Source organism: uncultured Erythrobacter sp. (assembly GCF_947502395.1).
GTDB lineage: Bacteria > Pseudomonadota > Alphaproteobacteria > Sphingomonadales > Sphingomonadaceae > Erythrobacter.
Map to the genome: position 1 here is coordinate 1,176,980 of NZ_CANMZM010000001.1, position 16,400 is coordinate 1,193,379.

Below are 16,400 nucleotides of genomic sequence, written 5' to 3' on the forward strand. Positions count from 1 at the left end.
TACCCTCATCCGTCTTTCTGCACTCATGTGAATGCGGCGAGCAATTCGCCGGTTTCATTGTCTGCTTCAGCTTTAGCTTGAGCCATCATAGTGTCGAGCGTCGGAGCCCTAACCAGCGATCGGTCGAACGGGACATCAATCTGGATTTCTCCCGTTGAGCCTTGAATTATAATAGGGATTTCAATGTTTTGCCCGTTCGCGTCGATCGCTCGAACTATCACCCGCAAGGTTTCTGCATCGGCTGGTCGTTCTATGATGGCGAGCCCACGGGGGTCCATTCTCACCCAATCTGGCAGCGGCGTGCCATCGCGGGTAAGGAGCTGGAACTCAACAATGCGCGCCTGACCATCGCCGCCGATGTCGCGCATTTCGACATACAGCACTCGGTCGCGCACTATCGATTCAACCATCAAGCGATCGGAACCCGTGTCGAGCTGACGGACGGAGAAGCCCGTCAGGCTTTCAGTCAGGAAATCACCGAAGCGCGGATCAAACAAGCGATCGGCACCAAATCGGATATCGCGAATATGATCAAGGTAGTCGACCACATCACCAATTGGGTTTTCGCCAAGTCCAAATCCGCCAATTCCATTCAACGAACGGATGCCATTGATCGCTTCGAGCAGTGGCCGGCCAACGTTCAGAGTGCCTAAGCCGCCGAGGTCGCGGAAGCCGTTTACGGTATCGAGGATCACAAGCGGGGTGCTGATGAAGTCCTCCGACTGGTCCAGTACGCGGTCGACTGGCCACGGATCCGGAATACCTAGTGCGGTGCCATCATCGAGCAGTGCGTTGATATCGGCAGCAGCTTCGACAATCGTGATGGTTGCAAAGGATTCGACAAACCCGCCATTGCCATCCGATATGATGTAGCGGATCGTGGCCACACCACCGAAGCCAAGCGGCGCCTCATAGGTCAATGTGCCATCGGGATTAAGGGTGACGGTGCCCACATCGGCGCTGACGAAGATCACTTCGAGTGGATCACCGTCCGGATCGCTTGCGTTGTCGAGTACGTTGATTGTGGTAGTTGTACCGCCGATCAAACTGACAGCTTCAGACTCGTCGACCGGAACTTCGTTGGTGTTGATCACAGTCACCGTGACGGTTGCGGTTGAGGTGCCGCCATTGCCATCACTAACTGTGTAGGTGATCGTATCCATCCCGAAGAAATCGGGATTGGGGACGTATGTCACTGTCCCATCTGGATTGATGGTGACCGTTCCGTTGGTCGCACTTGCATCGGTCACCGTAAGCGGATCACCATCCGCATCGGTGTCATTTACCAGAACGGGAATCGTAACTGCGGATTCTTCGTCGACGCTGGTCACGTCATCGGCAGCGATCGGTGGATCATTGACCGGATTGACTGTGACCGTGACGGTGACGGTATCAAACCCTCCCATGCCATCGCTGACTTGGTAGGCAATCGTATCCGTTCCATTGAAGTTCGGGTTGGGGGTGTAGGTTATTGTACCGTCTGGATTAATCGTGACGGTACCATTTGGCGCATTGGCTGATACGATCGTCAGAGGGTCACCATCCAGGTCGCCATCATTGGCCAATGGAGACAAAGTAACCGGCGTGTCTTCGTCGGTCACTGCAACGTCAGTTTCGCCCACCGGCAGATCATTGACCGCTTCGACATCGACTGTAACGGTAGCCGTCGCAGTTCCGCCCATGCCATCGTCAATGACATAGGTAATCGTAGTCGGTCCATTGAAGTTGGGGTCCGGCACAAAGGTAATTGTGCCATCAGGATTGATCGTGACCGTCCCATTCGGCGATGTCGCCTCGGTCACTGTCAACGGATCGCCATCGGGATCGCTGTCGTTGGCAAGAACCGGGATGGTGACCGGCTGATCTTCCACCCCGTCCACAACATCATCAGCGGCGATCGGCAGGTCATTGATCGGCTCAACCGTGACAGTGACCGTCGCAGTGTCAGTTCCGCCCATGCCATCATCAATCACATAGGTGATGACGTCCGTTCCGTTGAAGTTGGGATCAGGGGTGTAAGTGACTGTCCCATCGGGATTAGCTGTAACCGTGCCATTGGTTGCGGTTGCGCTGGTTACCGTCAGATCATCACCGTCGATATCACTGTCGTTGTCGAGCACTGGGACGGTAACCGGCGTATCCTCATCCGTTGTTGCCGTGTCGTCTTGTGCGGCTGGAGGATCGTTAACCGGGGTGACATTGACTGTTACCGCCGCTGTTGCAGTTCCGCCCATGCCATCGTCGATTTCATAGGTAATCGTGGTCAGGCCATTGAAGTTGGGATCAGGCACGAAAGTGATGGTCCCGTCGGGATTGATCGTGACCGTGCCGTCCGGCGATGTCGCGCTTGTGACCGTAAGGTCATCACCATCGACATCGCTATCATTATCGAGGACCGAGATAGTGGTCGGAGTGTCTTCAGGAGTATCGACTGTGTCCGGCAGCGCGACTGGATCATCATTGATCGGAGCGACAACGACCGTGATCGTGGCTGTGTCTGTACCGCCATTACCGTCGGAAATCGTATAGGTGATCGTATCGGTCCCGTTGAAATCAGGATCCGGGGTGTAGGTGACCGTGCCATCAGCATTGATGGTCACTGTGCCGTTCGGCGCGCTTGCATCAGTCACCGTTAGGTCATCACCGTCCACATCGCTGTCATTACCAAGCAGCGAGATCGTCACCGGCGTGTCTTCACCGGTTGTGGCCGTATCATTGACCGCAACTGGTGGGTCATTAACGGGGTCGACTGTCACAGTGACGACCGCATTGGCCACACCACCATTACCGTCCGAGATTTGGTACGATATTATGTCGATACCATTGAAGTCGGGGGCTGGTGTGTAGTCAATCGTGCCGTCTGGCAGAATAGTGACAGTACCGTTGGCGGCAGACGCAGTTATGACAGTCAGCGGATCGCCATCAGGGTCGTTGTCGTTCGCCAGCACATCAATGTTCGTCGGCGTGTCTTCTGCAGTCGTGGCGGTATCATCGGTGGCAGTTGGCGCTGGATTGGTGATGGTCCAATTGAAGGTGGTCGAAACCGTTCCGCCATTGCCATCATCAGCAGTGACAGTGACTTCATAGATACCATTGCCAGCTGGACCGCCTTGGGAGGCCGCGGGATCGATTGTCCCGGTGATTTCACCGGAGTTTGGATCAATGTCCAAGCCTGCGGGCAAACCAGCGGCGCTGAAGGTGAGTGGGTCACCGTCCACATCCGTGAAATTGCCTGCGGTCGGTACGACTACGACCGCGCTATCAACGTTCTCACGCGGGGCAATAGGAGTGACAGTCGGGTCATCGTTTTCGGCGCTAACCGTGACAGTCACGGTCGCAGTCGACGTGCCGCCATTGCCGTCAGAGATTGCATAGCTGATCGTGTCAGTGCCGTTGAAGTCTTGATCGGGTGTATAAGTGACAGTGCCATCGGCTTCGATCACCACGCTGCCATTCCCGGCGCTCGCCTGAGTGACGGTCAGCGCGTCGCCGTCAGGGTCGTTATCATTGGCGAGTACATCGATGTTCACCGGCGTGTCTTCGGCGGTCGACGCGGTGTCATCACTTGCCAACGGAGCCGGGTTGGTCACCGTCCAGGTGAAGGTGGCGGAGACCGTGCCACCGTTTCCATCATCAGCCGTTATGGTAACCTCGTAGATCCCGTCACCGCCGGGTCCGCCTTGTGAAGCGCCCGCGTCAATTGTGCCAGTTACGTTACCGGCCGCGTCGATGGACAGACCGGTCGGAAGTCCGGTTGCAGAAAACGTCAGCGGATCGCCATCGACATCTGCAAATCCACCCGACAGGTCGAGTGCAATCACATCAGCATCCAGATTTCCGCGCGCTGGCAGTGCTGGCGCGGTTGGATCGTCATTTTCGGCCGTGACCGTTACAATCACACTTGCGGTTGATGTCCCGCCTTGGCCGTCATTGATCTGATAGGTGATCGTGTCGATGCCATTGAAATCAGGGTCCGGAGTGTAGGTAAGGGTGCCGTCGAGATTGATCACGACGCTACCATTTGGCGCGCTGGCTGAAACAACAGTCAGATCATCGCCATCGGGATCGTTGTCATTGGCTAGAATATCAATGTCGACCGGATTGTCTTCCGTCGTCGAAGCTGTGTCATCAACCGCAGTCGGCCCCGGATTTGTTACAGTCCAAACGAAGGTGACATCAGTCACCCCGCCGTTGCCATCGTCGGCTGTGATAGTGGTTTGGTAGACTCCTCCATTCACCTGACTCGCATCAGGATCAATCGTCCCGGTAATTTCGCCCGTGTCCGGATCGATGCTAAGGCCAGCGGGCAAATTGGTCGCACTGAAGGTTAGTGTATCGCCTTCGGGGTCCGAGAACAGCACTCCCGTATCGATTGCAATAGGATCGCCATCTTGATCGGCGCGGTCCGGCAGCGGGGTGCCATCTGGCGCGTCATTTACGGCCGCAATCACAATCGTCGCCACTGCGGTGGCTGGATCGCCATTGGCATCTTCAATTGTGTAGGTGACCGTTGCCGTGCCGTTGAAGTTCTGATCGGGTGTGAATGTTATCGTACCATCGGCGTTGACGACCGCGATGCCGTTGGTGGCCTCCACAGCGATGATCTGTATTGGCGTGTTCGGATCGGCATCAGGATCGATGTCATTGTCGAGCACGTTCAGCACTTGCGGCGTGTCTTCAACTCCGACGAAACTGTCATTGACGGCGGTTGGAGGCTCGTTGTTAATAGTCCAGGTGAAAGTCGTCTCGACGAACTCTCCACTCGGATCGGTTGCCCGCACCGTGACAGTATAGACACCATCGCCGCCCGGTCCGCCGGAAGACGCCGTGACCGTTGTTGTGCCGGTGACTTCTCCGGTCATCGGATCAATGGACAAGCCGTCCGGCAGTCCCGTCGCGCTGAATGTCAGCGTGTCATTTTCAGCATCGGCGAACGCCGGGGCGAGCGGCACTGTGATGACTTCATTGTTTCCATCAGTCAGGTCTGGAAGACCGACCGTGGTCGGCGCATCATTAAGCGGATTGACCGTTACCGTAACGGTCGAAGTCGCGGTCCCACCTTCGCCATCATCAATAGTATAGACGATGGTATCCGTGCCATTGAAGTCACCATCGGGCGTGTATGTGACCGTGCCGTCCGCATTGATTGTGACAGTACCATTGCCGGCGCTGGCATTGCTGACAGTCAGCGCATCCCCATCTGGATCATTGTCATTGGCAAGGACCGAGATTTGTACCGGTACGTCTTCATCGGTGGTCGCGGTGTCAGGCGCGGCAGTTGGACTAGGGTTGGTGACGGTCCATACAAAGGTGGAACTCGTGGTTCCGCCATTGCTATCATCGGCGGTCACAGTGACCGTGTATATCCCGTTGCTTGCTGGCCCGCCTTGCGAAGCGGAGGGGTCAATTGTGCCGGTGATATTGCCCGCTGCATCGATTGTGAGACCAGCCGGCAGACCAGTTGCGGTGAATGTGAGCGTATCGCCGTCCACATCATCGAAGTTGCCCGACACGTCGAGCGCAATCACATCAGCATCCTCGTCGGTCTGATTGGTTAGTTGCGGATCGGCGATCGGATCATCGTTGATCGGGCTTACTGTGACAGTGACAGTCGCGGTGCTTGTGCCGCCTTCGCCGTCACTGATCGTGTAGGTAATTGTATCAGTGCCGTTGAAGTCATCGTTGGGCGTGTAAGTGACGGTGCCGTCCGTTTCGATCACAACCGTACCATTGGTGGCCACTGCGGATACGACGCTCAGCGCATCGCCATCCTGGTCATTGTCGTTGGCCAGCACGGAAATGTTGACCGGTGTGTCCTCATTAGTCGTCGCGCTATCATCGTTAGCCACTGGTGGAGGATTGGTTATGGTCCAGGCGAAGCTGGAAGTCACCGTCCCGCCATTGCCATCATCGGCCGTGACCGTCACAGTGTATATGCCATCACTAGCCGGTCCGCCTTGTGAGGCTGATGGATCGATCGTGCCTGTTATGTTGCCGTCGGTGTCGATGCTAAGTCCGGGTGGTAGACCCGTCGCACTAAAGGTCAGGTTGTCACCATCAAGGTCACTGAAATTGACTGCAACCGGAACATTGACGGTGGCATCGTCCACATTGGCGAGGTTTGGCAGAGGCGTATCAACAGTTGGATCATCATTGACTGGATCAACTGTCACCGTGACGGTTGCTGTGGCGGTGCCGCCATTGCCGTCGCTGATAGTATATGTGATCGTGTCCGCGCCATTGAAGTTGGCATTGGGCGTGTAAGTGATGGTCCCATCCGCCTCGATAACAACCGTGCCATTGGGCGCGGTCGCGGACGTGACGGTCAACGGATCGCCATCGGGGTCATTATCGTTAGCGAGCACTGGAATGTTAACGGGCGTGTCTTCGTCGGTGGTAGCACTATCGTCCAATGCCACAGGCGGCGGGTTAATCACCGTCCAACTGAACGTGGTCGAGACTGTGCCGCCATTGCCATCATCGGCGCTTACCGTGACTTCATAGATGCCATCGCCCGCCGGGCCACCTTGCGAGGCATCAGGATCAATTGTGCCCGAGATCTCACCCGTCGCAGGATCAATCGTCAGGCCAGGAGGCAAGCCGGTGGCATCAAATGTCAGCGTATCGCCATCAATATCTGAGAAATTTCCACCGACAGGCAGGCTCACAGTGGCACTATCGAGATTGTTCTGGGCTCCGATTGGCGTTGCTTCCGGCGCATCGTTGACCGCATTGACGGTCACAGTGACTATCGCGATGGAGGTCCCACCATTGCCATCACTAATCGTATAAGTAATTGTATCCGTGCCATTAAAGTCAGCATCAGGCGTGTAGGTGACGGTGCCATCAGTCTCGATAACGACCGTGCCATTGGGCGCGTCTGCGGCGATAACTGTAAGCGGGTCGCCGTCGGGATCGTTGTCATTCGCGAGCACTGCAATGTTGACAGGCGTATCTTCATTTGTGGTCGCATTATCATTGCTCGCGACAGGTGGCGGGTTGATCACGGTCCAGGCAAAGGTTGCTGAAACTGTACCTCCATTGCCATCATCCGCCGTCACAGTGACTTCATAGACGCCGTCGCCAAGCGGTCCGCCTTGCGAGGCATCTGGGTCGAGTGTGCCGGTGATATTACCATTGGCATCAATTGAGAGGCCCGGTGGCAATCCAGTCGCACTAAAGCTGAGATCATCGCCATCGACGTCCGAGAAATTGCCCGAGACATCGAGTGAAACCGGAGTGCTATCGGGGTTTGTTTGTGGCGCAATCGGGTTTGCAACAGGCGCATCGTTGACGGGATCGACAGTCACCGTCGCGGTCGACGTTGCAAAACCGCCATTACCATCACTTATCGTGTAAGTGATGGTGTCTGTACCGTTGAAATCAGGATCAGGCGTATAAGTCACCGTCCCGTCGCCGTTTATCACGACCGTGCCATTAGGCGCATTTGCAGCGGTGATCGTTAGCGGATCACCATCAGCATCGGTGTCATTCGCGATCAGGTTGATGTCGACAGGAGTGTCTTCATCAGTGGTCGCGCTGTCCGGATTGGCGACCGGCGGATCATTGATCGGATTGACCGTGACGGTAACTGTGGCAGTGGCAGTACCGCCATTGCCATCCGAAATCTCATAAGTGATGGTTGTCGTGCCATTGAAATTCGGGTCTGGCGTAAACTCAAGCGTACCGTCAGGATTGATCGTGACGGTGCCGTCCGGTGATGTAGCCGAGGTGACAGTCAAGTCGTCACCATCAACATCGCTATCATTGCCAAGGACACCAATTGTGACCGGCGTATCTTCGTCAGTTGTGACGCTGTCATCAACGGCCACTGGCGCATCATTGACTGGGTTGACTGTGACGATCACCGCAGCCGTAGAGCTACCGCCATTGCCGTCACTAATTGTGTAGGTGATCGTGTCTTGACCATTGAAATCGGGATCAGGTGTGTAAGTCAGCGTGCCATCGGCTTCGATCACAACCGTGCCGTTAGGTGCGCTGGCAGAGACGACCGTGAGCGGATCGCCATCAGGATCGGTGTCATTGGGAAGGACTGCGATGTTGACCGCCGTATCCTCGTCCGTGGATGCCACATCGTTGACCGCCGTCGGGGCCGGATTGGTCACGGTCCAGATAAAGTCCTGTAAGACCGTACCCCCATTGCCGTCGTCAGCTGTCAGCGTGACGGGGTAAACTCCGTCGCCGCTCGGCCCGCCCTGGCTGGCGTCGATATCGAGCGTGCCGGAGATGATCCCAGTTGCCGGATCAATCGTCAGGCCCGGTGGGAGCCCCGTCGCGGTGATCGTCAGATCATCACCATCGACATCGGCAAAAAAGCTCTCGGTCGCGACCGAGACAGATTGATTGTCTTCATTCGTGACGTCCGGAATATCGACCGCCACCGGCGCATCATTCTCCGGTGTAACATCAATTGTCAGCGTCGCGGTCGCTACGCCGCCTTGGCCGTCGCTTACGGTGTAAGTGACATTGGCCTGCCCATTGAAATCGGGGTCTGGAGTGTAGGTCAGCGTGCCATCCGGATTGACCACGACGGTGCCATTATCTGCGCTGGCGCTTGTGATCGTTAGTGGATCGCCGTCGGGGTCGCTATCGTTGGCAAGAACTGCAACGGTGACCGGGGTATCTTCAGGAGTGGTCGCGCTGTCATCCTGCGCAACCGGTGGGACGTTCTGTACCGAATAGATGAAGGTCGTGCTGACTTCCTGACCCGATGGATCAGTCGCGGTAACCGTCACCACGAATGGTCCATTTTGTGATGAGTCAGACGCTAGAGTACCTGAGATTACGCCGGTGTCTGGGTCAATTATGAGCGACGGCGGAAGCCCATCGGCGCTGAAGGTCAAGTCATCACCATCGACATCACTGAATGCGCCGGCTGTTGGAATGGTGACGGTCTGACCGTCTTCGCCGCTTTGGTTTGGCAGGCCAATCGTGGTCGGTGCATCATTGACCGGGGTAACGATCACATCAACGCTAGCGGAAGACTCGCCGCCTTCACCATCGCTGATCGTGTAGACGATTGTGTCTGTGCCGTTAAAGTCCGGATTTGGCGTGTAAACGAGCGTGCCATCAGGATTGATCGTGACGGTGCCATTGCCCGCCGAAGCCTCAATCACCGCCAGGTCATCACCGTCTGGATCGACATCATTCGCGAGCACCGGAATGTTGACCGGCGTGTCTTCATCGGTGGTTGCGGTATCATTGCTGGCGATTGGTGCCGGGTTGGAAACCTCCCATGTGAAGCTTTGAGAGACTGTGCCGCCGCGGCCATCGTCCGCGATAACCGTGACCATGTAGGTCCCGCCATTCACCTGACTCGCGCTGTTATCGATGGTGCCCGAGATTATGCCAGTGTCTGGATCAATCGTCAGACCGGCTGGCAGGCCGGTAGCACTAAAGGACAATGAATCGCCATCAGGATCGCTGAATGCGCCGGCTACCGGCAGATTGATGTCTTGATTGTCGAGGTGTGTTTGATCGCCAATTGAGCCGCTTGTAACCGGCGTGTCGTTGATGTCTGCCACTGTGACAGTGACGGTCGCAATAGAGGTACCACCATTGCCGTCAGAAATCTCATAAGTAATTGTATCAGAACCGTTAAATCCAGGATTTGGGGTGTAGGTTACGGTCCCATCGGCTTCGATAACGACTGTGCCATTTTGCGCGTCAGCGGAGGTGACCGTAAGCGGATCGCCATCGGGATCGCTATCATTGGCGAGCACGTCGATGTTGACCGGGGTGTCCTCATCGGTTGCCGCGCTATCATCAACCGCTTGTGGCGGCGGATTGGAAACATTGAAAGTGATCGTCTCCGAGACGGTTCCTCCATTTCCATCGGAAACCGTAATCGTCGCAGTGTACACCCCGCCATTTGTCTGGCTCGCGTCGGGAGTGATTGTTCCTGTGATCAATCCCGTGTCTGGATCGATTGAGAGGCCAGGTGGCAGATCGGTCGCGCTGAACGACAAATCGTCGCCATCGACATCGCTAAAGGCATCAGCAACCGCGACAGCGATAGTTTCGCCATCCTCTGCATCGACTGGCGGGATAGCGGTTGCAGTGGGATCATCATTGATCGGATTAACGGTGACCGTGACGGTCGCTTCAGAGGTTCCGCCTTCGCCGTCACTAATGCGATAGGTGATAGTTGCGGTGCCGCTGAAGTTCGCGGGCGGCGTGTAGCTGATCTGATTGCCGACCAAAGTGGCCTGACCGACCGATGCAAATGCGGAAATGACGGTAAGCGCATCACCATCAGGATCGCTGTCGTTCGGCAAGACATCAATCACGACTGGCGTGTCTTCGTCAGTGGCTGCGGTATCATCAACTGCAATTGGCGCGGGATTGGTGACGGTCCAGCTAAAGGATTGGTCTGCGCTCGCCCCGGAGGCATCGGTAGCGGTAACCACAACGTCATAGACCCCGCCAGTTCCGCCTATGCTGGCAGAATTGTCAATTGTCCCGGTTATCTCCCCGGTAGCGCTATCAATCGACAGGCCTGGAGGCAGGCCGGTGGCGCTGTAAATCAGGCTTGTATCGTCAACGTCAGCAAATGCCCCGGCGGTTGGAACACTGATCCCGCCATCCGCATCAAGGTTGGTTTGCGGCGGCAATGTCCCGGTTGGAACAGGCGCATCGTTCTCGGCCGAGACGGTCACTTCAACTTCAGCAGTGCTGGTCCCACCTTCGCCATCGCTAATCGTATAAGTGATGGTGTCGGTGCCGTTGAAATCCGCATCTGGCGTGTAAGTGAGCGTGCCATCCGCTTCGATCACCACCATACCATTGGGCGCGGACGCAGACACAACGCTCAGGCTATCGCCGTCGGGATCGGTGTCGTTGCCTAGCACTGCGATGTTGACCGGCGTGTCCTCATCGGTGGCTGCAGTGTCGTCATTAGCGGTTGGCCCGGGATTGCTGACGGTCCAGCTGAATGTCTGTTCCGCTGACCCACCGGCACCATCGTTCAACGTCACGGTGACAGTGTAAACACCGCCAGTGCCGCCTTGACTTGCAGAGTTATCGATTGTGCCAGTAATTTCGCCGGTGTTGGTGTTGATGGATAGGCCTGGAGGTAGGCTGGCCGCGCTGTAGATCGTGGTCGGCCCATCAATATCGTTGAAGCCAGCCGCCGTATCGACGCTGATCCCTCCATCGGCATCCAGATTGGTTTGCGGCGGCAAGTTCCCGACTGGCATTGGCGCGTCATTCTGAGCCGTCACAAAGAGGCTCACGGTCGCCATACTGGTCCCGCCTTCGCCATCACTGATCGTGTAAGTGATCGTTTCGGGGCCGTTGAAATTGGCATTCGGGGTGTAGGTTATCGTGCCATCGGGATTGATAACGACACTGCCGTTCGGCGCGCTTGCGGCGACGACGCTAATGTCATCGCCATCCGGGTCCTGGTCATTGGCCAAAACATCGAAAGTGACCGGAGTATCCTCGAGTGTAGACCCGCCGTCATTGTTTGCTTGTGGCGGCGGATTAGTGACCGTCCAGCTGAAATCTTGCGTAGCCGATAAGCCGCCAGAATCTGTAGCAGTTATTGTGACTGTATAGATGCCCCCGTTACCCCCCTGACTGGCCGAATTGTCAATCGTGCCGGTGATGAACCCCGTGCCAGAATCGATTGACAGTCCGGCCGGCAGGTTGCTGGCGGAAAATGTGAGGTTGCTGTCTTCGACATCATCGAAGCCGCCGGAGACGTCGACGAATATGCCTTGCTGTGCATCTTGGTTCGCTTGCGGAGGCAGATTGCCATCGAGAGTTGGTCGGTCGTTGACAGCGTCAATCACAATCGGAACGATCGCGGTGGAGGTTCCGCCGCGACCATCGCTGATCGTGTAGGTGATCGTGTCGGTGCCACTGAAATTGGCATTTGGCGCGTAGTTCAGCGTGCCATCACCATTGATCGTAACAGTGCCACTGCTGGCATTGGCGCTGATCACCGTGAGCGGATCGCCATCTCCATCAGAATCATTGCCAAGCACATTTATGTTGGCAAGGGGCGTGTCTTCGTCGGTCGTCTGAGTGGGATCATCCACCGCAGTTGGTGGATCATTCACTTCGATCACGTTGATTGTCGCGGTCGCAACGTTCGAGCTCAGCGCGGAGTTCTCGAAGAAGATATCAATCGTGCGATCAACTTCACTAGGGCGTTCTCCGAGTGACTGAAAGGTGATCGCTTCCAGAGCATTTTCATAGACAGACGCTGGACGCGAACCCGTAATGATTATCTCTGTCGCCGTCCGGGTATATGTGAGCCCTCCCCCCAACGATCCGCTGGCTGCCGTCGAACCATTTACAAGCAGCTCATCGCCCGATTGCGGATTTGTGAGTGTGATCGATACCTGCTCAACCTGGCCAACAGGGTTGGTGATCTGGACATCGCTATCGACAATACCAACCGCCGCGCCATTCTCCACGAACGTTCCAGAATAAGCCGAACCGCTCGCCGTGCTGTTGTTCTGATCAAGGTCGAGCCGCGGAATGGACACTGTGGTTCCGCCGGTACCAAGATCAAAGTCAGCATCGCCATCATGCCGGAAAAAGGCTCCCGTAAACCCGTTGGCCAGATTATACTCGATCGTAAAGCTGTTGGTGTCGAGCCAGTTAAAGCGCGCTGCCGAAGGAACACCACCGGATTCATCCGCAGTTCCCGAAGCGATCACAATCCCTGGATCACTGGTGTCAAAATCCACGTTTGTGCCGTTGGCCGACTGGAATGAAGACAGCGTACCAGTGTCAATTACAAGGAACTCACGCGTCTGCGGCGCACCAGCTCCGTCAATATCGGCAACTGTGAAATTCACATCTACATTCGCTGGAGCACCGGTATTGGTAAAGAAGATATCCCACTGGATCTCGACTGTTCCAAGACCATTGACTGGCTTACGCAAAAAGATGCCAAAGTCATCACCAGGGCCGCTGAACTGAACATTTGCTCCTGCCGTGATCGAGACAATTGTCGCTCTCACGCTGATATTCTGACCATTGACAGTGGCAACATTGAACCAGACCGCCGAGGAGCCTGCCGTCGTTACGCGAGTGCCATCAGGTACTTGGGTGCCATTCTCATTGAAAACGTCAAACGCACCAGAAACCAGCGCCGTTGGCGCGAGCAAACCCTGCCAGTTCTCAGCAACTAGCGACGCAGTTTCGACCAAACCCAGACGGTTCTCAAGCGTCCAGTCCCCACCCCGCAGGATGCTACCGGTATCATCAATCGAGGCAGCAATGTCAGCCCCAGTGATCGCCGCCAAATTGTCGATCAGTTGCTGACCAACCGCATCGGCACCAACATCACAGCCATAGAGCAAAATATCGCCGCCAACGCTCAACTTCGCGCCGAGAGAAGCAAAAGATGCTGCCAACTCGCCAGTTAGAGCAGCGGAATCAATCCTGGTGTCACCCAGCCAGAACATCCCGTTCTCGCCATGACTAACAATATGGATCGCCCCAATATCACTCGCTCCGGCGAGCGCAGCCAGCATTTGGTCAACGCCATCACTTGAGCTGTCGATAAACACGATTGTGCCCCGATCCCGCCAAGTCGCAGCCAGCTCCTGATAGTTCTCAACGCTGGTATCGATGAAGATGTAGTCATTGCCGGTACTCGCCCGGTCCGCAAACGGATCGAGCAAGCCGGTATCGAGATCAAATCCGCCACCCTGAGTTTCGAGGAGTTCAAGGTTGGCCAGCAAACCACCTTCGCTGAACCAGCGATCCGCCTCGAGAGCCCAAGGCTGCACACTCAACCCGCCTAATGCTCGCTCAACTTCACGGGCCAGCGAAACCGGCTGGTCCTGCCGCAAATTGCCCAGATAACCTCGGATTGCGTCAGCAACAAAGCCGACACCTGTCGGCTCAATCTCATCCATTGGGACACGATCAAGCCCAACCGCGCCGAGAGAGAGTAGCGCGCTGTCATCGCCAACCTCACTGCGATCACCGCGAACATCACCACCGGCGTTCACCCCGTTGGCGCGTCCATCTGACCCAACAGAACCCAGCGCGTTTGGCGTAACGAATGGCAGCAGAGCCTGATCATGCCGCGAATCAAGCGCCAAAGGCGCAACAGCAACGCCGTTAAGTTGAAATTCTTGTGACAAAAAGGCCACCGAGGCCACATCAATAGCGACTGCAGTGACGGCCCCCGCCCCATCGAACATCATCCTTGGCTCGAGCGCGATCAGATGCGAATTCAGCACCGCCTTATGCGACATAAACGACCTACCCTCATTATTGGCCGATTGCGGTTAAGTTAACATGCGCTCAATCCGACCCATAGCAATCCTCGTTACCACCTTACGCGGCTATAATCACTCTACAAATCGTAAAAGTCTGTATAAAAGCACGGCAATCCAACACCATACACCTAGATTCAAGAACGATTGGCCGCATCATTTCGATTAGAAACATCAAAATTGCGGCAATACACAACTTATGAGTGGGGAATAATAAAATGCTCGAAGCGCATTAATACCAACTGAACCCCACAACGTTAGTAAAGTTGCACGCAAGTAAGTAGGTATTTAGCCAACACACAGCCCTTCTTCCGACTGCAAGAACTGGATGCAATGAAATCAGCCACCCTGCGTGGCTCGAAAGATCAAGCGATCGACCGAAATGAAATGACAGCCCATTCCTATCGCAATCGCGCTAGCTTAGGGCATGTGTTGAGGCTGGGCGGCAGCCCCCTCCGATCCCAAAAAGCTATGGACACACCCCCAGTGAGGTGACGCGCCCACCCAACCCCGCAGATACTAAAGGAAAGCCAACGGACTGCGCAGAGCGATGGATACTGAAACGCCCCAACCATTGCATCCGAGCGAGACTTTACTCGATCACGAAAGTGTCTTGGTCGCCACACCCGAGGGATGGAGGGTGACCGGCGCCTGTCCAGCCACTAGCGCACTCCCCAACGCGGCCCGACGATGAATCTGAGTCTTGTTGTAGATCCGTCGGAGGTGTGTCGCGACCGTCCAATGGCTGATCTCCAGCGCCAACGTTATCTCCTTATTCGTCATCCCTTGCGCTGTTAGTCTTGTTATCTCCATTTCCCTTGGTGTTAGCAAATCTTGACTAATTCCGTGTGGAACGACTTCATGATTTGCATTGTTGAAATCTTTTCTTGTGGCAACATTCGCGCCATTGGGTTTCATCGTATTCCCTCCACCGACCAGATGACCTAACTAGGTCAATGAGAATCAAGCATTTTTGCTTTAATCCTCTGGTTTAACGGCGAACCCTTGCTCTTAGCGGTATGACATTTGTTGGCCTATTTACGCCAGATGTTTTCTGTAACCCGAGACTTTCTGCAGATGTGAGCCAGTCATCGCATTGATCGACAATGTCTTCGAGGTAGGTCTCGAAGTCAATCCGAACTCTAGACAGAATATAGGGCTCTGCAAGCCAACGCAACACATCTCGACCCGCTTCGGCCATGCGCGAGCGTTGCGAAGCCAACGGAGCCTCGTTCAGGTAACGCTGCTGGATCTCTTCGAGCGTATCCCAAGGCGATGGCGATCCGAACAGGTTCATGATGTCGTCAGAGCCCAGGATTGCAAACGCGGATTCAAGCAATCCCATCACCTCATTGCGAAGGACCGCGATATGCCCGTAGGAGACATGTCGCAGGTTGTATCGCAGATCGAGCCCCGCGCGCCTCACGACCGCCATCGAACCGAAGCTCTCGCTGGAACCATCCTTGCGAATGACCTCGCTGACCCGTTTGTCCTGGAAGAACTGCGAGACCTGAAGGTTGAAATTCGTGAAGAGCTTATGGAAAGGCGCATTCGGCCGAGCACCCTTCGGTGGCTCTGCATCTGTGTAGCTGAAAACCTTACGATAGGCCGCATATCGATCACGCATCGTGTAGCGCAGGGTCGAGTGCCGGTCGAACCGGAAAAGTTTGATAGCCCCTTCCCCGTCAGAGAGCCTGACCGTGCCTGCACGGAAAAGCTCCTGCAATTTGAGCACCGCGCGGAATACGCTCGCCTGCTCCATCTGGAACAGATAATAGAGGTCAGCGATGGCAAGCAGCCGCTCTCGACTGACCTGATCATCATAGACAGGAACCGGCGGTACATAGCGCGCACTATCGACATGGTCTGGCGGATCGTCACTCAAACCGATCAAATCCATCAACCCGTGATCCGTTGGTGGCTCCTTTTCTGACTCGCTTTGATCTATCAACGATATCAGATCGCTGACCCGTTGGTTTATGGCCTCCGCCAGTTGAGGATCCTTGAGCAGCGCAGGCCGCGCATCCTCCACAAGATACTCCCGCAATGCGGCCAGCTGGCCGAGAGCGGCCTCAACATCTCCATTGGTCCGAAATTCATCTGTCATCGGTACCTCCTGTTCCTATTGTCCTT

The 16,400-nt window shown here is 55.7% G+C and carries 3 protein-coding genes; all 3 read right to left on the bottom strand.

Translation table 11 applies throughout. The annotated features are described in order from the left end of the window. Positions 1-23 precede the first annotated feature (23 nt). Positions 24-14,246 (bottom strand): Ig-like domain-containing protein, encoded by a 14,223-nt coding sequence (locus Q0778_RS05480; RefSeq protein WP_298334606.1) that lies wholly within the window; start codon positions 14,244-14,246, stop codon positions 24-26. A 621-nt stretch (positions 14,247-14,867) separates the two neighbouring features. Next, positions 14,868-15,185, bottom strand: a complete 318-nt coding sequence (locus tag Q0778_RS05485) for a LuxR C-terminal-related transcriptional regulator (RefSeq protein WP_298334608.1) — start codon at positions 15,183-15,185, stop codon at positions 14,868-14,870. 73 nt (positions 15,186-15,258) lie between these two features. Continuing rightward, complete coding sequence (locus Q0778_RS05490) at positions 15,259-16,374, bottom strand: hypothetical protein (RefSeq protein WP_298334609.1); 1,116 nt, start codon at positions 16,372-16,374, stop codon at positions 15,259-15,261. Positions 16,375-16,400: the final 26 nt, after the last annotated feature.

What these genes read in the sequence shown, in the direction of transcription:
- Q0778_RS05480 (WP_298334606.1), bottom strand. Translation starts at nt 14,246, where the DNA reads ATGTCGCATAAGGCGGTGCTGAATTCGCATCTGATCGCGCTCGAGCCA.
- Q0778_RS05485 (WP_298334608.1), bottom strand. Translation starts at nt 15,185, where the DNA reads ATGAAACCCAATGGCGCGAATGTTGCCACAAGAAAAGATTTCAACAAT.
- Q0778_RS05490 (WP_298334609.1), bottom strand. Translation starts at nt 16,374, where the DNA reads ATGACAGATGAATTTCGGACCAATGGAGATGTTGAGGCCGCTCTCGGC.